This is a genomic window from Burkholderia cepacia (assembly GCF_001718835.1).
GTDB classification, from domain to species: domain Bacteria; phylum Pseudomonadota; class Gammaproteobacteria; order Burkholderiales; family Burkholderiaceae; genus Burkholderia; species Burkholderia cepacia_F.
This window is the reverse complement of the sequence record NZ_CP013443.1, coordinates 3,254,018-3,270,919: the sequence shown is the minus strand read 5'-3', so window position 1 is coordinate 3,270,919 and position 16,902 is coordinate 3,254,018. Positions and strand designations below refer to the sequence as shown.

Below are 16,902 nucleotides of genomic sequence, written 5' to 3'. Positions count from 1 at the left end.
ATCAGCGGAAACGAAAGCGGGGCCGGCGCGGCCGCCACGCGGCGCCGGCCGTGAATTCAGCGCGCATGGCTGGCGCGGGCCCCGGTCGCCTGCCGGTACGCGCGCACCGCGTCGACCATGCGCGGCCGCGCTTCGTGCGGCAGCGCGAAGCGTCGGCACGCATGCTCGGCCGCGAACATCGCGGCGACGAGCGGCAGCGACAGGTAGTTCGCGAACGTCGACCACGTGACGATCGGCGCGGTCGCGAACAGCAGCGTCGACACGGCGGCGATCGCGACGAAGAACAGCGTCCACGCGAGCGTGATCTGCCGCGTGTAGTGCGCGACGGCCGGCGTGATCGCGCCGTGGATCATCGTCGCGAAATGCGTGCACAGCGGCACCTTGCCGGCCGCGAGCGTGCGGCCGAACAGCAGCGCCATCGCGAGGTTGAAACTCGCGTGCTCCAGGTACAGGCCCCATTCGAAGTGCCGGGCGAGCGGCACGCGCGCGGCCCACAGCGCGGCGGCGGCGAGCAGCCATGCGGACACGAACCCGACGCGATGCGGCGAGCGCAACGCGGCGCCGAGCGCGAGCAGCAGCGGCGGCACGAGCGCCATCGCGAGGCCGAGGCCGTGTGCGCCGGGCGTCGCGGCCGCGTAGTGCGCGCCGGCCTGGTAGGCGACCACCGCGCCGACGGCGAGGGCGCCGCGCGCGATGTGCTCCGGCGTGCTCATTGTGCGGCTCCGCGCGCATGGCGTGCGCCGCCGGTGCGCGTGACACGAGCGGCACGCGCGGCGGCAGTGCGGCAGCGGACGGCGGGAGGCGCGAAAGCGCGGCGAACGGACGGACGCGGCATGGCTGGATGCATCGATGGGGGTTCGGGGGCGCGACGCGGTCGTCGGGCCGTCAAACATCATATGAATGGCGGCCGGAGCCGAAGCCCGGCCACCTCTCGTGGCACGCACATTTTAGGGTGCCTGCCGCGCGTCTTTCGGGCATGCGCGTGGGGCTTTTGTAACCGATTGTATGGCGCCGCGCGCAGCCCGTCGCGCGGCCGATCCATTTCCGTCCAAAGCGGCTCAAGCATCCCGTGGGTTCGCGTCCCGAAATGCGGGCGGCGCGCGCCCGCACGTCTGTAACCCTTTCACCGTATACGGCCCGATACCCGTTCGTCTAGAATCCGCGTAACTTTTACAAACGATCCCCAAAAACACGGGCGGGGTGGACGGCGGACGCCGGAGGAATGGACAGACGCACGCGGCGACGCGTGCGCGAGACGGCCGTTTCGGTGCGCTCCCGCTGCCGTGTGCCGCCTGTTTGCAAGCATGATGAACGCACTGGAACAAGAGCTCGCCTCGCTGATCATCGGCGAACTGAATCTCGAAGACGTCACGCTCGACACAGTGACGGCCGACACCCCGCTGTACGGCGAGGGTTTCGGGCTCGACTCCATCGACATCCTGGAAATCGCGCTGCTGATCTCGAAGAAATACGGCTTCGAGCTGCGTTCGGACAATCCGGACAACCAGAAGATCTTCGCGACGCTCGGTGCACTGGCTGCGTACGTCGCCGCGCACCGCACGAAGTGACGGCGCGCGCCGCCACGGCGCGAAATCGGTGACAACGGCACGCGGCCGGGTGCGGAGCATGCGCTTCGCGGCCGCCGCTTCGATCGGAGTGGAACGCACATGGAAGGAGACGGTCGATGCGGGCGCTCGTGACGGGCGGCAGCGGCGCACTCGGGCAGGCGATCTGCACGGCGCTCGCGCAGGCCGGCCATGAAGTGTGGGTGCATGCGAACCGCCATCTCGCGCAGGCGGAGGCGGTCGCGCAGCAGATCGTCGCGGCCGGCGGCGCCGCGCGCGCGATCGCGTTCGACGTGACCGACGCCGATGCGACGCTCGCCGCGCTGGCGCCGCTTGCCGACGACGTGCCGGTGCAGATCCTCGTCAACAACGCGGGGATTCACGACGATGCGCCGATGGCCGGCATGTCGCGCCGGCAGTGGCACGGCGTGATCGACGTGACGCTCAACGGCTTCTTCAACGTTACGCAGCCGCTGTTGCTGCCGATGATCCGCACGCGGCGCGGACGGATCGTCAACATCGCGTCGGTGGCCGGCGTGACCGGCAATCGCGGGCAGGTCAACTACGCGGCCGCGAAGGCGGGGCTGATCGGCGCGACGAAGTCGCTGTCGCTGGAGCTCGCGTCGCGCGGCATCACCGTGAACGCGGTCGCGCCCGGCATCATCGAATCGCCGATGGCCGAACAGGCGTTTCCCGCCGAACGCATCAGGCAGCTCGTGCCCGCGCAGCGCGCGGGCCGGCCCGACGAAGTCGCGGCGATGGTCGCGTACCTGGTGTCCGACGCCGCGGCCTACGTGACGGGGCAGGTGCTGTCCGTCAACGGCGGGCTCGCATGACGATGCACGACGTGGAAACCCGATGCCGCGGGTCGTCGGCAGGTCATAAAATTCCGTCAGGATTCCCGTCTTCGACCTTGGCCGTGCCCATGTCCTCGCCGCGCGCTTCGTCCACCCATCTCGTCCTGATTCCGAGCTACAACCCGGGCACCAAGGTCGACACGACCGTGCGCCAAGCGCGAGCGCAGTGGAATCCGGTGTGGGTCGTCGTCGACGGCAGCACCGACGGCAGCGCCGAACGGCTGCAGGCGATGGCCGAACGCGATCCTGGCTTGCGCGTGATCGTGCTGCCGGAGAACCGCGGCAAGGGCGCCGCGGTGCTCGCCGGGCTCGACGCGGCAGCCGCGAGCGGCTTCACGCACGTATTGACGATGGATTCCGACGGCCAGCATCCGGCCGACCTGATTCCCGCGTTCATGGCCGCGTCGCAGGCCGCACCCGACGCGATGGTGCTGGGCGTGCCGAAGTTCGACGCGAGCGCGCCGCAGTTGCGCGTGCAGGGCCGCCGGCTGTCGAATGCGTGGGCCGACCTCGAGACGCTGTGGGCCGGCATCGGCGATTCACTGTACGGGTTTCGCGTGTATCCGGTCGCGCCGCTGGCCGCGATCATGCGCCGCCAGCCGTGGATGCGCGGCTTCGACTTCGATCCCGAGGCGGCCGTGCGGCTGTGCTGGGCCGGCGTGCGCCCGATCCGCATCGACGCGCCGGTGCGCTATTTCGGCCGGCACGAGGGCGGCGTCTCGCACTTCCACTACGGCCGCGACAACGCGCTGCTCGCGTGGATGCACCTGCGCCTGTTCACCGGCTTCGTGGTGCGGCTGCCGATGCTGGTCGCGCGCCGGCTCATGCGGCGTCTGCCTCCGCGCCGCGGTTGATCCAGATCGTCTTTCATCCTCGATCCCGCTGCCTAGAATCCAGTTACGCGCGACGCGGCGCCGCCGGCGCAGTCGCACCATCGTGGGCGAAACCGCTCGCGCGCAGGCAATCCCGACACGGTTCAATCGTAAGGGGAATCGTCATGGCGACTTACGTGGTTCTCGCAAACTTCACCGATCAGGGCATCCGCACGATCAAGAGCACGCGGCAGCGCGCGGGGCAGGTCGCGGAAATGGCCCGCACGTTCGGCTGCAACATGAAGGAGGTGTACTGGACGCTCGGCGCATTCGACATCGTCACCATCATCGAAGCGCCGGACGAGCAGAGCCTCACCGCCTTCGGCTTCGCGCTCGGCTCGGCGGGCAACGTCCGCACGCAGACGCTGCGCGCATTCGACAGCACCGAGGTCGGTGAAATCATCGCGAAGATGTAGTGCCGGCGCGGCCATCATGCGCGCATGCCGGTTCCACCGATCGGGGCACGCGGCAGTCGGCTTCACGTCGTGCGCGCGTTCTTTTTGCTTCCTCCGTCACGCAGCGTGACGCCTGCGATGCCGCACCGCGTCACGCTTTGCGTGCGTACAGTTCCGACTTGCTTTCACCCGATAACTGACTAAGGTTGAAGGACGGTCAAAGGGCCGGAAGGGGCGCAGCCCGCATGCGAGCGTTGTGCGCGTCCCCGCAACGGCGGCGCGTTTTCCGCCGGCGGCGCGATCCGTCGCCGAGCCGGACGCGCGCGCCTCGGCGGCATCACTTCACCGAGCCGCGCCGCATCGACGCACGCCTGGCTTCGCACCCGCACGGAGGCGAGTCATGAGCACGGTCGCGCGCTTTCATGTCGACTACACGCAGTATCTGGGGCCCGACGGCGAGCCGGTGCAGCCGTTGCCCGAGTTCGCGCAGGACCCCGCGGCGCTGCTGCCGCTCTATCGCGCGATGGTGCTGACGCGCGCGTTCGATGCGAAGGCCATCGCGCTGCAGCGCACCGGCAAGCTCGGCACGTTCGCGTCGTCGGTCGGGCAGGAGGCGATCGGCGTCGGCGTCGCGAGCGCAATGCAGACCGACGACGTGCTGTTCCCGTCGTATCGCGACCATGCGGCGCAATTGCTGCGCGGCGTCACGATGGCGGAAAGCCTGCTGTACTGGGGCGGCGACGAGCGCGGCAGCGATTTCAGCGCGGCGCGCCACGACTTCCCGAACTGCGTGCCGATCGGCACCCAGGTGTGCCATGCGGCGGGCGCGGCCTATGCGTTCATGCTGCGCCGCGAGCCGCGCGTCGCGGTGACGATCTTCGGCGACGGCGGCACGTCGAAGGGCGACTTCTACGAAGCGATGAACATGGCCGGCGCATGGCAGGCGCCGCTCGTGCTCGTCATCAACGACAACCAGTGGGCGATCTCGGTGCCGCGCACCCGGCAGACCGCCGCGCAGACGCTCGCGCAGAAGGCGATCGCGGCCGGCATCGAGGGCCGGCAGGTCGACGGCAACGACGTGATCGCGGTGCGGCAGGTCGTGTCGGAGGCGCTCGACAAGGCGCGCCGCGGCGGCGGCCCGACGCTCGTCGAAGCGCTCAGCTACCGGCTCGGCGATCACACGACCGCCGACGACGCGACGCGCTATCGCGACGCCGACACCGTCGCGAAGCAATGGGAGCACGAGCCGCTGATCCGGCTGCGTACGTACCTGATGCGAATGAACGCATGGGACAAGGCGCGGGACACCGAGTTCGGCAAGGCCTGCTACGCGCAGGTCGACGCGGCCGTGCAGGAATACCTGGCGGTCGCGCCGCCCGGCGCGTCCGCGATGTTCGACCATCTGTACGCGACGCTGCCGCGCGCGCTGCGCGAACAGCTCGACACGGCGCTCGCGTTCGCGCCGGCCGCGGGGAACCATCATGGCTGACCTGAACCTGGTGGAAGCGGTCAATCGTGCGCTTGCCTACGAACTCGCGAACGATCCGGCGGTAGTGCTGCTCGGCGAGGACATCGGCGTCAACGGCGGCGTGTTCCGCGCGACCGTCGACCTGCAGTCGCGCTTCGGCGCCGAGCGCGTGATCGACACGCCGCTCGCGGAATCGGGAATCGCGGGCGCCGCGATCGGCATGGCGGCGATGGGGCTGCGGCCGGTCGCCGAGATCCAGTTCACCGGGTTCATCTACCCGGCCATCGATCACATCCTCAATCACGCGGCGCGGCTGCGGCACCGCACGCGCGGCCGGCTGTCTTGCCCGCTCGTGCTCCGCTCGCCGTGCGGCGGCGGCATCCACGCGCCCGAGCATCACTCCGAAAGCCCCGAGGCGCTGTTCGCGCATATCCCCGGGCTGCGCGTCGTGATGCCGTCGTCGCCGGCGCGCGCATACGGGCTGCTGCTGGCCGCGATCCGCGATCCGGACCCGGTGATCTTCCTCGAGCCGACGCGCCTGTACCGGCTGTTCCGGCAGCCGGTCGAGGACGACGGCGAGGCGCTGCCGCTCGACACCTGCTTCACGCTGCGCGACGGCGCCGACGTCACGCTGGTGAGCTGGGGCGCGGCACTGCAGGAAGTGCAGGCGGCCGCCGACCAACTCGCGCAGGACGGCGTGATGGCCGAGGTGATCGACGTCGCGACGCTCAAGCCGCTCGACGTCGACACGATCCTCGCGTCGGTCGCGAAGACGGGCCGCTGCGTGATCGTCCACGAGGCGCCGCGCACCGCGGGGCTCGGCGCGGAGATCGCCGCGGTCATCGCCGAGCGCGGGCTGTATTCGCTGCTCGCGCCGGTGCAGCGCGTGACGGGCTACGACGTGGTCGTGCCGCTGTTCCGGCTTGAAAGCCAATATCTGCCGAGCGTCGAGCGGATCGTCGACGCGGTCCGCAAGACGCTGGAGGCGTCATAACCATGAAGATCTTCAAACTGCCCGATCTCGGCGAAGGGCTGCAGGAAGCGGAAATCGTCGAATGGCACGTGAAGGCGGGCGACACGGTCGCGACCGACCAGCCGCTGCTGTCGGTCGAGACCGCGAAGGCGATCGTCGACATCCCGTCCCCGCAGGCGGGCCGCATCGCGAAGCTGTTCGGGCAGGCGGGCGACCTCGTGCATCTCGGCGCGCCGCTCGTCGCGTTCGAAGGCGCGGGCGACGACGCGGATGCCGGCACCGTGGTCGGCAAGGTCGAGGTGGGCGCGCAGGTCGTGCACGACGCGCCGGCGGCGCTCGGCGGCGGGATCGGTGGCGCGGTCGGCGGCGCGGGCGCGATCAGGGCGATGCCCGCGGTGCGCGCGCTCGCGCGCAAGCTCGACGTCGATCTCGCGATGGTCACGCCGTCGGGCGCGGACGGCGTGATCACCGCGGCGGACGTGCAGCGGGTCGCGAAGGTGCTCGCCGAGGTCGGGCCGGCGGAAGTGCTGCGCGGCGTGCGGCGCGCGATGGCGCAGAACATGGCGCGCGCGCAGAGCGAGGTGGCCGCGGCGACGGTGATCGACGACGCCGACATCCACGCATGGGCGCCGCGCACCGACGTGACGATCCGGCTGATCCGCGCGCTGGTCGCGGGCTGCCGCGCCGAGCCGGGGCTCAACGCGTGGTACGAGGGGCACACCGGGCGGCGGCACGTGCTCGCGAAGATCGACGTCGGCATCGCGGTCGACCTGCCCGACGGCCTGTTCGTGCCGGTGCTGCGCGACGTCGCGCAGCGCGACGCCGCCGGCCTGCGGGCCGGCCTCGACCGGATGCGCGACGACATCCGCGCGCGCCGGATTCCGCCGGAGGAGCTGCGCGGCAATACGATCACGCTGTCGAACTTCGGGATGATCGCCGGCAAGTACGCGGCGCCCGTCGTGGTGCCGCCGACGGTCGCGATCCTCGGCGCGGGCCGCATCCACGACGCCGTGGTGGCGGTCGGCGGCGCGGCCGCCGTGCACCGGCTCCTGCCGCTCAGCCTGACGTTCGACCATCGGGTCGTCACGGGCGGCGAGGCGGCGCGCTTTCTCGCGGCGGCGATCGCCGACCTGCAGGCGGCGGACTAGATTCGCGCGCGCCGCGCAACCTTTTTCAACATTCTTGCAACGCAATTGCGGCCGTCACGCGCCGATTGCTTCGTTTCGTGCAAGTAATTGACCTGTCACGTGATGTAAACATCTGGTAATTTTCTGCCGGATTATGCAAAATCGCCGCTCCCAAATACAACTATCGAGGGTACACACATGCAGTTGAAGAAAGCGGTGGCAGCGTGTGGCGTGGCGTTTCTGTTGAGCGCGTGCGGCGGCGTGCAGGGTCTCGACGCGAACGGCCTCGCGTCGGCCGGCTCGAACATGCTCAAGGCAGCGACGTTGTCGGATGCCGACATCGCCGCGCTGTCGAACGATTCGTGCAAGTCGAGCGACGCCCAGTCGAAGATCGCCGCGCCGGGCAGCGCGTACTCGAAGCGTCTGACGAAAGTGATGAAGGGCTTCGGCGACATGACGCTGAACGGCCAGAAGATCAACTACAAGGTCTACATGACCAAGGACGTCAACGCGTGGGCGATGGGCAACGGCTGCGTGCGCGTGTACAGCGGCCTGATGGACATGATGAACGACGACGAGCTGCGCGGCGTGATCGGCCATGAAATGGGCCACGTCGCGCTGGGTCACTCGAAGAAGGCGATGCAGACGGCCTACGCGGTCAGCGCGGCGCGCACCGCGGCCGGCGCGGCATCGCCGGGCGTGGCGGCGCTGACGAGCTCGCAGCTCGGCGACATCACCGAGAAGTTCATCAACGCGCAGTTCTCGCAGACGCAGGAAAGCGCGGCCGACGACTACTCGTTCGACCTGATGAAGCAGAAGAACATGAGCCAGAAGGGCCTCGTCACCGCGTTCCAGAAACTCGCGCAGCTCGATGGCGGCAAGAGCTCGATGATGAGCTCGCACCCGTCGTCGGCGAGCCGTGCGCAGCACATCCAGGATCGCATCGCGAAGGGCAGCTGATCAAAGGATCAAAGCGCCGGCAAGGCCGGCGCTTCAGCCTGCAGACGAACCCCGCGTTCTCCGGAGCGCGGGGTTTTGTTTTTTTCAGGTCACGGCACCATCCCCGGCAGCACGTACGCCTGCACGAGCGTGATCAACCCGACGATCACGGCGAACAGCAGGCTGTGCCGCACCGTGAAGCGGAACAGCTCCGACTCCTTGCCGACGAGGCCCGTTGCCGCGCAGGCCACCGCGATCGACTGCGGCGAGATCATCTTCGCGGTCACGCCGCCCGTCGTGTTCGCGGCCACCGCGAGCGTCTCGGGTACGCCGAGCTGATGGGCCGTGGCCTGCTGCAGCGAGCAGAACAGCGCATTCGACGACGTGTCCGAGCCCGTCAGGAACACCCCGAGCCAGCCGAGGAACGGCGAGAAGAACGGGAACGCGGCGCCGGTCGCGGCCAGCATCAGCGCGAGCGTCGACGACATCCCCGAATAGTTCGCGACGAACGCGAAGGCGAGCACGAGGCCGATCGACAGGATCGGGCGCGTCAGTTCCTTCAGCGTCTCGCCGAACGTGACGAGCGCGTCGCGCGGCTTCATCCGCAGCAGCACCATCGAGATCAGCGCGGTCACGAGGATCGCGCTGCCTACCGCCGACACGAGATCGATCTTCAGCACGGCGTCGAGCGCCTTCGGCGTCGCGGCGATCGGGGCGGTCTTCACGACGAGCTGGTCGAGCCCCGCCACATGGAATTTCAGCACGGTCGACGCGAGCGCGCCGTGGGCGGCGAACAGCGCCTTGAACGGCGCGATGCTCCATACGGTGACGACACCCGTCAGGATCAGGAACGGCGACCATGCGCGCACGGTCTGCGCGAGCGTGTACGGCGATGCCTGCCGGCGCGTGCCCGTGCTGAAGCCGTTGCGCGAGCCCGCGCCGCCGAAGCCCGCGAGCGCGGCGCCGCCGCCCGACGTGACGACGCTGCCGGCCGTCTGCGTCGCGGTGCGCGGCTGCCAGACCTTCAGGAACGCGGCGAGCGCGACGAGGCTGACGAGCGACGACGTGATGTCCGGCAGTTCGGGCCCGATGTGGTTCGACGTGAAGTATTGCGTCGCCGCGAAGCTGCCGCCCGCGACGAGCGCGGCGGGCCAGGTCTGCCGTACGCCGCGCAGCCCGTCCATCATGAACACGAGCCAGAAAGGCACCGCGAGCGACAGCAGCGGCAGCTGGCGGCCGGCCATCGCGCCGATATGGAACGGGTCGATGCCGGTCACCTGTCCGGCGACGATGATCGGGATCCCCATCGCACCGAACGCGACCGGCGCGGTGTTTGCAATCAGACACAGTCCTGCCGCGTGCAGCGGCTTGAAGCCGAGCCCGACGAGCAGCGCGGCCGTGATCGCGACGGGCGCGCCGAAGCCGGCCGCGCCTTCGAGGAACGCGCCGAACGAGAAGCCGATCAGCAGCATCTGCAGGCGCTGGTCGTCGGTGATCGACAGCACGGACGCGCGGATGATGTCGAACTGGCCGGTCTTCACGACGATCCTGTACAGGAACACGGCCGCGACGATGATCCACGCGATCGGCCACAGGCCGTATGCGAAGCCGAAACCGGCCGCCGCGAGCGCCTGCGGCACGGGCATCCCGTATGCGAGGATCGCGACGCCGAGCGACAGCAGCAGCGTGATCGCCGCGGCGACGTGGCCCTTGAGCCGCAGCGCGGCCAGCGCGACGAAAAAGAAAATGATCGGGATTGCGGCGACGAACGCCGACAGCCCTAGGCTGCCGAGCGGCGTATAGATCTGGTGCCAAACCTGCATGGGTGTCTCCTCCATCTGTGGCTGTCTGTCTATCGGAATGGGTGGGTAAAGCGGGGGCTACTCGGGCTGGCCGCGTGCGCGCAGCAGGTCGGACAGGCTGCGCGGTGCCGGTTCGAGCGGGGTGCGGTGCTGCGTCCAGCCCATCTGTTTCGCGGGCGTCAGCGCACGCAGGCGCGTCGCGGTCCAGCGGAACGCGCGGTACGCGTGCGGATGCGCGAACGCGCCCGACCAGAAGCGCCACACGAGGTCTTCCGCGCGGGTGTAGTTCGCGCCTTGGCCGCGCAGCGGATGCGCGACGGGTTCGCCGGGCTTGCGGTTCGCCTCGGTACGCAGCCGCACGAGCAGCTGCGGGATCGGGATCCGCACCGGGCACACCTCGCCGCATGCGCCGCACAGCGTCGACGCGGTCGGCAGGTCGGCCGTCGCGTCGAGGCCGAGCAGGTGCGGCGAGATGATCTTGCCGATCGGGCCCGGATACGTCGTGCCGTACGCGTGGCCGCCGATGCGCGTGTAGACGGGGCAGTGGTTCATGCACGCGCCGCAGCGGATGCACTGCAGCGTCGCGCGCAGCTGTTCGTCCGCATAGGCCTGCGTGCGGCCGTTGTCGAGCAGCACGAGATGCAGCTCGCGCGGGCCGTCGCGTTCGCCGTCGCGGCGCGGGCCCGAGATCAGGTTGAAGTAGGTCGTGATCGCCTGGCCGGTGGCCGAGCGCGTGAGCAGGTTCGACAGCGGCACGATGTGCTCGAGTTTCTCGACGACCTTCTCGATCCCCATGATCGCGACGTGCGTGTCGGGCACCGTCGTCGACAGGCGGCCGTTGCCTTCGTTCTCGACGAGCCACAGCGTGCCGGTGTCGGCCGCCGCGAAGTTCACGCCGGACAGGCCGATGTCCGCCTCGGCGAACGCGCGCCGCAGGGCGCGCCGGCCGGTCTGGATCAGCTCGTCGACGTCTTCCGTGTAGCGCGTGCCGGGGATGTGTTCCTCGAACAGTTCGGCGATGTCGCCGCGCGTCTTGTGGATTGCCGGCATCACGATATGCGACGGTTTCTCGCCCGCGAGCTGCACGATGAATTCGCCCATGTCGGACTCGATGCAGTCGACGCCGTGCTCCGCGAGGTAATGGTTCAGTTCGATTTCCTCGCTCGCCATCGACTTGCCCTTGATCACGCGGCGCGCCTTCTTCGCCTGCGCGATGCCGAGCACGATCGCGTTCGCGTCGGCGGCCGTCTCGGCCCAGTGCACGTGCACGCCGGCCCCGGTGAGCTTCGTCTCCAGCCGTTCGAGCAGCGCGGGCAACTGCGCGAGTGCGTGCTGCCGCACCGCTTCGCCGAGGTCGCGCAGCTGCTGCAGTTCGGTGTCGTCGGGGAACTGCGTCGCGCGCTTGCCCTGCAGGAAGTCCATCGCGCCGCGAAAGCTCTGGCGCAATGCGGAATCGTCGAGCGCGGCGCGCGCACGGGCCTTGAAGTCGCCCGGGGCGACGAATTGCAGCGTGTGGTCGCTCATCGCGCAGCTCCCTGGCGATCACGCGGGGCCGCGGCGCCGGCCGGCTCGGTGACGATCACGACCCACAGGCGGCGCGGGCCGTGTGCGCCGTAGGCCAGCGTCTGCTGGATGTCGGACGTCTTCGACGGGCCCGACACCAGCACCAGGTTGGTCGGCATGCCGGCGTGCCAGCGCTCGGCGTGCACGGCCGCATGGAGATCCGCGTGCAGCGTGCTCGCGTGGACGAGCGCGACATGCAGCGGCGGCACCAGCGACACCGTGCGCGGTGTGCCGGCATCGGGGGCGAGCACGACGGTGCCGGTGGCGGCGATGCCCGAACGCGCGACGGTGAAGCCCGCGTCGATCGTGTCGAACAGTTCGGCCTTCCACGCGTCGATCGGCCGGTCGAACGGCACGGGCGCGACCGTGTCGGGCAGCGCACGGGCGAGCGCCGCGGATTCGGCGCGGGCCGGGTCGAGCAGCAGCCGGCGCACGCCGGCATCGGCGAGCCGCGCGGCGAGCTGGGCGGGCCATGCGTCGCCGGTCGCGCACCAGACGTCCGCGTGCGATGCGGTGAGCGCGGCCTGCAGCGCCTGCGCGAGCGCATGCGGATCGGCCGGGGCGGCGGCGCGCCGGGCCGCGTAGTGGCGGTCGATGCGGGCGTCGAGGGGGGCGGCGTCGGCGGCGGCGGATGCGGCGGCGGGCGCTGCCGTGCGCAGCCGCTGGAGGATCGCGTCGCGCGCGCTCATTGCCGGTCTCCGCGCAGCGACGCGGCGCTCGCCGTGCGCCGCCACAGAAAGCTGGCGAGGTGCTCGACCGGCAGCGGCGCGCCGGCCTTGGCCGCCGCGTGGCCGATGTTCAGCAGGCAGCCGCAGTCGGCGGACACGAGCCGGTCGCAGCCGGTCGCGCAGGCCGACGCGACCTTGTCGCGCACCATCGCGCCGGAGATGTCGGGATGCTTCAGCGAGAACGTGCCGCCGAAGCCGCAGCATTCGGATTCGCGTTCATGTTCGATGCGCGTCACGCCCGGCAGCGCGTCGACGAGCGCGACGCCGTGCCCGCGCGTGCCCATCTCGCGCCGCGCCGCGCACGACGTGTGCAGGACCACGCGCTCGTCCGGCGGAGCAGCAGGGGCGAGCGCGTCGAGCCGCACGTCGAGCACGTGGACGAGGAATTCGGCGAGTTCGTAGGTCCGGTCGGCGATCGCGCGGGCCTTCGGGCCGTTGACGGGATCGTCGGCGAACAGCGCCGGCCAATGGTGGCGGATCATCCCCGCGCACGAGCCGGACGGCACGATCACGGGCCACGCTTGCGCGAACAGGTCGAGCTGCGCGGCCGCGACCCGGCGCGCGTCGTCGGGATTGCCGCTGCTGTAGGCCGGCTGCCCGCAGCAGCTCTGGCCGCGCGGATAGTGGACGGTCAGGCCTTCGCGCTCCAGCAGGCGGACCGCGTCGAGCCCCGCTTCGGGGACGAACAGGTCGACCAGGCAGGTCGCGAACAGATAGACGTGCGCGGCGGCGGCGGCGGGGTATTGCCTTTCGTTCATGTCTCGCTCCATGGGACGGCGGCCCGGCACGCGGGCCGGCTTTCGCTGCATAATTCCCGCGACGGCGCTGCGGCTCAAATTGGTTGGGCCAGTCACGTCGCCCAGCGTTCTGGAGACGCGACGATGGCAGCGATGGCGGCACGGGGCCGGACCGAAGTGGTGATGCGCAAGATCGAGACGGCACTGCTCGACGGCACGTGGCCGGCCGGCGCACGCCTGCCGGCCGAGCGCGTGCTCGCGCAGCAGTACGGGGTTGCGCGCAATACGGTGCGCGAGGCGACCCAGCGGCTCGTCGCACGCGGGCTGCTGCAGAGCCGGCGCGGCGCGGGCGTCTACGTGACGGACCAGTTGCGCGCCGGCATCGCGTCGCCGTGGGGGCAACTGGTCGCCGATCACCCCGCGCTGCGCGACGACATCCTCGAATTCCGCCGCGTGCTCGAAGGCGCGACCGCGTATTTCGCCGCGCTGCGCGCCGACGCGCACGACCGGCGCCGGATCCGTGCGCTGCTGCGCGAGCTCGAAACCGCGCACGCGAACGGCGCGGCGGCCGTCGAAGCCGCGACCGACGCGAAGCTGCACGAGGCGATCGCGCTCGCGTCGCACAACACGATGTTCCTGCACCTGCATACGAGCGTGATCGGGATGCTGCGCGAGCACATCACGGTCAACGCGACCGGGATGAGCGAGCAGGACGCGGGCGCGGCGGAGCAGCTGCTGCGACAGCACCGCGTCGTGTGCGACGCGATCTGCGCGCAACGGCCCGAAGAGGCGCGCACCGCGATGCAGACCCATATCGACTACGTGCGCAGCCATTTCGAGCGGCGCGGCGACGCACCCTGAGATTGGTTGGACCACGTCGCCCGGCGGCGCGCATGCGCCGACGGCTGCGGCCCCGCTCATTCAAGCGTCCGTGCACCGGGCGCGCGCGATTGACCGTGTCATCCGGCGCCACTTAGAATCGTTCGTCAGCCGCGCGCGGCAGCGTGTGCGGAATGGTTGATCCGCCTGTCGAGAAAGCCCCGTGCTCATGTCCGTCATCCCGCGCGCGCCGGCCGCCCGCGCGTGGCGCGCCGCATGCCGCCCGGCCCGCGCGCTGGCCGCCGGCGTACTGCTGTCGCTCGTCGCCGCGTGCGCGACGCATCCGCCCGCCACCGCGCTCGATCGCCCTGTCTCGCATGCGTTGCCGCCCGATACCGCGACGCCGTTGCGCGATGCGCTGGCCGCGCCCGAGGCCGCGCATCCGGGCCAGTCGGGTTTCCGGCTGCTGGCCGACGGCGCCGCCGCGCTGCAGATGCGCATCGCGCTCGCGCGCGCCGCGACGAAGACGCTCGACATGCAGTACTACATCGCGACCGAGGACACGACCGGCAAGCTGCTGCTCGCCGCGGCGCTTTACGCGGCCGATCGCGGCGTGCGCGTGCGGATGCTGGTCGACGACCTGAATTTCCGCGACATCGATCGCGTGATGGCCGCGCTGAACACGCACCCGAACGTCGAGATCCGCGTGTTCAACCCGTTCGGCGCATCGCAGCGGGACGTGATGCAGCGCACGGCGAATTTCTTCACGCGCATCGACAGCTTCACGCGCCGGATGCACAACAAGGCGATGATCGCGGACAACCAGATCGCGATCGTCGGCGGCCGCAACCTCGGCGACGAATACTTCAGCGCGAGCCCGACGCTGCAGTTCCGCGATCTCGACGTGCTCGCCGCGGGCCCCGTGACGAACGAGATCTCGGCGAGCTTCGACACCTACTGGTCGAGCGCGAGCAGCTATCCGCTGCGCGTGCTGAATCATCAGTCGTTCGATGCGAAGGAGCTCGACGCGATGCGCGACGAGTTGCGCGACCACTGGCGCAAGAATGCCGATCCGTACAACGCGAAGCCGCTGAACGCGACGCCGCTCGCGCAGCAGATCGCGCGCGACGAGCTCGGGCTCGTGTGGGCGCCGGCCGAGTTCAAGGCCGATGCGCCCGACAAGGTCGCGCAGCCGACCGACGCGTACGTGAGCCCGCCGATGCAGCGGCTCGTCGAACTCGCGCGCGGCGCGCAGCGGGAATTCCTCGCGTTCTCGCCGTATTTCGTGCCGCACGACGCGGGCGTGAAGATCCTCGGCGACACGACCGCGCGCGGCGTGCGTGTCGCGATCCTGACCAATTCGCTCGCGGCGACCGACGCGGTCGCCGTGCAGGCCGGCTACGGGCCGTACCGCGTGCCGCTGCTGCAGCACGGCGTCGAGCTGTACGAATACAAGGCGCGGCCCGGCCGGCCGCGGCTGTTGGGCTCGCGCTCGCGTGCGAGCCTGCATGCGAAGGCGTACGTGATCGACCAGCAGATTCTCGTGATCGGCTCGATGAACCTCGATCCGCGTTCCGCGCACCTGAATACCGAACTGGCGCTCGTGATCCACAGCCCGGCACTCGCGCAGCAGGTCGCGACGATCTTCGCGCGCGTGACGCAGCCGGATGACAGCTACCGCGTGCAGCTCGCGGCGCTGTCGGGGCCCGGCGCGTCCGAGCTGACATGGACCGGCACCGACGAAGGCGTGCTGCGCACCTATCACGTCGATCCGCACGCGGGGCTGCTGCGCAACCTGATGACCGGCGTCTTCATGCTGCTGCCGGTCGACGACCAGCTATAAGGGCCGGTCCGCAGCCGCTGTTCCGATGCGCGCCGAAAGGTGATATGGTTGCATGCGCAACGATCAGGGAGTCGTGCCGTGCAGGTGCTGCCGGAATCGCCGCACATCGCGTGCGGCCCGGCACGCGCCTGCCCAACAGGAGCACTCGCATGCATCACGTGCCGAACCAGCCGTTCACGCGTCCCGCCCGTTTCTCCGAAGCCGAATGGCAGGCGCGCGTGCAGCTCGCGGCGGCTTACCGCATCTTCGACCATCTCGGCTGGACCGAACTGATCTACAACCATATCTCGCTGCGCGTGCCGGGCGAGGACGGGCATTTCCTGATCAACCCGTTCGGGCTCCATTACCGCGAGGTATGTGCGTCGAACCTCGTGAAGATCGACATCGACGGCAACGTGATCGGCCATTCCGACTGGCCGATCAATCCGGCCGGCTTCACGTTCCACAGCGCGATCCATGCGGCGCTGCCCGATGCGCACTGCGTGATGCACGTGCACACGACGCCGACGATGGCCGTGTGCTGTTCGCGCGACGGGCTGTCGTTCTCGAATTTCTATTCGGCGCAGCTGTACGGGAAGATCGCGTATCACGACTTCGAGGGCATCACCGTGCATCTCGAAGAGGGGCGGCGCATCGTCGAGAGCGCGGGTGGGCGCCCCGTGCTGCTGCTGAGGAATCACGGGCCGGTCACGATCGGGCGCACGCTTGCCGAGGCGTTCTCGCTGATGTGGCTGCTCAATCGCGCGTGCGAGGTGCAGGTCGCCACGCATGCGATCGGCGACGCGCTGACGATCGCGCCGCCCGTGCTCGAAGGGTGCGTGCGCGATTCGCTGAATTTCGATCCGAAGCATGGCGCGGGGCAGGATGCGTTCGACGCGCTGCAGCGTATCGTCGATCGCATCGATCCGGGGTATCGCGGCTGACGCGCCGGCCGTGCGACGTCCGGCAGCGAGGCAGGGCGACGCCGTGTCCCCATGTCCGTCGAGCAGGCAAAAAAAAACGCGGCCGGGTGGCCGCGTGAATACTCGCAGACTCCTTCGGACGAAGGAAACAAGCAACTGTGAGATGAAGTGTAGCGAAAGGCCGCGCGCGGATTCAGCCATCAGGCTGAAAAGGTCTGTTCCAGGATGCGTCAGGCTGGCCGATGCACTCACGCAGCGGCGCCGATCGACTAAGATGGGCGGGACGTCATCCGTCCGGATGGCGCACACCGT

The 16,902-nt window shown here is 69.8% G+C and carries 16 protein-coding genes; 11 read left to right on the top strand and 5 right to left on the bottom strand.

The genetic code is table 11. The annotated features are described in order from the left end of the window. Positions 1-56 precede the first annotated feature (56 nt). A complete protein-coding gene (locus WT26_RS18270; protein ID WP_069273458.1) occupies positions 57-713 on the bottom strand; it encodes a hypothetical protein in 657 nt (218 codons plus the stop codon). A 594-nt stretch (positions 714-1,307) separates the two neighbouring features. Here WT26_RS18270 and WT26_RS18265 point away from each other — a divergent pair. The 8 genes from WT26_RS18265 to WT26_RS18230 all read left to right on the top strand — a co-directional run bounded on the left by WT26_RS18265 (position 1,308) and on the right by WT26_RS18230 (position 8,217). Continuing rightward, positions 1,308-1,568: a phosphopantetheine-binding protein gene (locus tag WT26_RS18265; protein ID WP_059729789.1), complete on the top strand. Its 261-nt coding sequence runs from the start codon at positions 1,308-1,310 to the stop codon at positions 1,566-1,568. Positions 1,569-1,684: 116 nt separating this feature from the next. Then, entirely contained in the window at positions 1,685-2,401 is a 717-nt protein-coding gene (gene fabG, locus WT26_RS18260; protein ID WP_059533059.1) for a 3-oxoacyl-ACP reductase FabG, read from the top strand. An 89-nt stretch (positions 2,402-2,490) separates the two neighbouring features. Further along, positions 2,491-3,276 carry a glycosyltransferase family 2 protein gene (locus WT26_RS18255; protein WP_069273457.1) on the top strand — a complete coding sequence of 262 codons (786 nt, stop codon included), beginning with the start codon at positions 2,491-2,493 and terminating at the stop codon, positions 3,274-3,276. A gap of 143 nt (positions 3,277-3,419) precedes the next feature. Beyond that, the gene (locus WT26_RS18250; protein ID WP_059801123.1) at positions 3,420-3,710 is read left to right on the top strand and encodes a GYD domain-containing protein; all 291 of its coding nucleotides are present in this window, start codon (positions 3,420-3,422) and stop codon (positions 3,708-3,710) included. Between the two features lie 379 nt (positions 3,711-4,089). Further along, a complete protein-coding gene (gene pdhA / locus WT26_RS18245) occupies positions 4,090-5,178 on the top strand; it encodes a pyruvate dehydrogenase (acetyl-transferring) E1 component subunit alpha (protein WP_059852642.1) in 1,089 nt (362 codons plus the stop codon). Further along, a complete protein-coding gene (locus WT26_RS18240; protein ID WP_059850160.1) occupies positions 5,171-6,151 on the top strand; it encodes an alpha-ketoacid dehydrogenase subunit beta in 981 nt (326 codons plus the stop codon). Before pdhA ends, WT26_RS18240 begins: the two co-directional genes overlap by 8 nt. Positions 6,152-6,153: 2 nt before the next feature. Next, on the top strand, positions 6,154-7,278 hold the full coding sequence (locus WT26_RS18235) for a dihydrolipoamide acetyltransferase family protein (RefSeq protein WP_059885334.1): 1,125 nt from the start codon (positions 6,154-6,156) through the stop codon (positions 7,276-7,278). A 177-nt stretch (positions 7,279-7,455) separates the two neighbouring features. Then, positions 7,456-8,217 (top strand): M48 family metalloprotease, encoded by a 762-nt coding sequence (locus WT26_RS18230; protein WP_069273456.1) that lies wholly within the window; start codon positions 7,456-7,458, stop codon positions 8,215-8,217. A gap of 89 nt (positions 8,218-8,306) precedes the next feature. Here the strand turns inward: WT26_RS18230 and WT26_RS18225 are convergent, their stop codons facing one another. From WT26_RS18225 to WT26_RS18210, 4 genes are read right to left on the bottom strand one after another with little or no spacing between them, the layout of a single operon-like run. After that, positions 8,307-10,019, bottom strand: a complete 1,713-nt coding sequence (locus tag WT26_RS18225) for a lactate permease LctP family transporter (RefSeq protein ID WP_059900578.1) — start codon at positions 10,017-10,019, stop codon at positions 8,307-8,309. Positions 10,020-10,076: 57 nt separating this feature from the next. Beyond that, positions 10,077-11,522 carry a LutB/LldF family L-lactate oxidation iron-sulfur protein gene (locus WT26_RS18220; RefSeq protein WP_069273455.1) on the bottom strand — a complete coding sequence of 482 codons (1,446 nt, stop codon included), beginning with the start codon at positions 11,520-11,522 and terminating at the stop codon, positions 10,077-10,079. Next, entirely contained in the window at positions 11,519-12,250 is a 732-nt protein-coding gene (locus tag WT26_RS18215) for a LutC/YkgG family protein (RefSeq protein ID WP_069273454.1), read from the bottom strand. Before WT26_RS18215 ends, WT26_RS18220 begins: the two co-directional genes overlap by 4 nt. Further along, positions 12,247-13,047: a (Fe-S)-binding protein gene (locus tag WT26_RS18210; protein WP_069273453.1), complete on the bottom strand. Its 801-nt coding sequence runs from the start codon at positions 13,045-13,047 to the stop codon at positions 12,247-12,249. Before WT26_RS18210 ends, WT26_RS18215 begins: the two co-directional genes overlap by 4 nt. Before the next feature lie 123 nt (positions 13,048-13,170). Here WT26_RS18210 and WT26_RS18205 point away from each other — a divergent pair, with 123 nt between their 5' ends. The 3 genes from WT26_RS18205 to WT26_RS18195 all read left to right on the top strand — a co-directional run bounded on the left by WT26_RS18205 (position 13,171) and on the right by WT26_RS18195 (position 16,611). Next, the gene (locus WT26_RS18205; RefSeq protein WP_069273452.1) at positions 13,171-13,887 is read left to right on the top strand and encodes a FadR/GntR family transcriptional regulator; all 717 of its coding nucleotides are present in this window, start codon (positions 13,171-13,173) and stop codon (positions 13,885-13,887) included. Between the two features lie 181 nt (positions 13,888-14,068). After that, positions 14,069-15,688: a phospholipase D family protein gene (locus WT26_RS18200; protein ID WP_069273451.1), complete on the top strand. Its 1,620-nt coding sequence runs from the start codon at positions 14,069-14,071 to the stop codon at positions 15,686-15,688. 149 nt (positions 15,689-15,837) lie between these two features. After that, on the top strand, positions 15,838-16,611 hold the full coding sequence (locus WT26_RS18195; RefSeq protein WP_069273450.1) for a class II aldolase/adducin family protein: 774 nt from the start codon (positions 15,838-15,840) through the stop codon (positions 16,609-16,611). The last annotated feature ends 291 nt before the right edge of the window (positions 16,612-16,902 follow it).

Excerpts from the sequence above, each read along its gene's own strand:
- WT26_RS18250 (WP_059801123.1), top strand. The coding sequence starts at position 3,420 with ATGGCGACTTACGTGGTTCTCGCAAACTTCACCGATCAGGGCATCCGC.
- WT26_RS18225 (WP_059900578.1), bottom strand. The coding sequence starts at position 10,019 with ATGCAGGTTTGGCACCAGATCTATACGCCGCTCGGCAGCCTAGGGCTG.
- WT26_RS18220 (WP_069273455.1), bottom strand. The coding sequence starts at position 11,522 with ATGAGCGACCACACGCTGCAATTCGTCGCCCCGGGCGACTTCAAGGCC.
- WT26_RS18195 (WP_069273450.1), top strand. The coding sequence starts at position 15,838 with ATGCATCACGTGCCGAACCAGCCGTTCACGCGTCCCGCCCGTTTCTCC.
- WT26_RS18255 (WP_069273457.1), top strand. The coding sequence starts at position 2,491 with ATGTCCTCGCCGCGCGCTTCGTCCACCCATCTCGTCCTGATTCCGAGC.
- WT26_RS18215 (WP_069273454.1), bottom strand. The coding sequence starts at position 12,250 with ATGAGCGCGCGCGACGCGATCCTCCAGCGGCTGCGCACGGCAGCGCCC.
- pdhA (WP_059852642.1), top strand. The coding sequence starts at position 4,090 with ATGAGCACGGTCGCGCGCTTTCATGTCGACTACACGCAGTATCTGGGG.
- fabG (WP_059533059.1), top strand. The coding sequence starts at position 1,685 with ATGCGGGCGCTCGTGACGGGCGGCAGCGGCGCACTCGGGCAGGCGATC.
- WT26_RS18235 (WP_059885334.1), top strand. The coding sequence starts at position 6,154 with ATGAAGATCTTCAAACTGCCCGATCTCGGCGAAGGGCTGCAGGAAGCG.
- WT26_RS18265 (WP_059729789.1), top strand. The coding sequence starts at position 1,308 with ATGAACGCACTGGAACAAGAGCTCGCCTCGCTGATCATCGGCGAACTG.
- WT26_RS18230 (WP_069273456.1), top strand. The coding sequence starts at position 7,456 with ATGCAGTTGAAGAAAGCGGTGGCAGCGTGTGGCGTGGCGTTTCTGTTG.
- WT26_RS18270 (WP_069273458.1), bottom strand. The coding sequence starts at position 713 with ATGAGCACGCCGGAGCACATCGCGCGCGGCGCCCTCGCCGTCGGCGCG.
- WT26_RS18210 (WP_069273453.1), bottom strand. The coding sequence starts at position 13,047 with ATGAACGAAAGGCAATACCCCGCCGCCGCCGCCGCGCACGTCTATCTG.
- WT26_RS18240 (WP_059850160.1), top strand. The coding sequence starts at position 5,171 with ATGGCTGACCTGAACCTGGTGGAAGCGGTCAATCGTGCGCTTGCCTAC.
- WT26_RS18205 (WP_069273452.1), top strand. The coding sequence starts at position 13,171 with ATGGCAGCGATGGCGGCACGGGGCCGGACCGAAGTGGTGATGCGCAAG.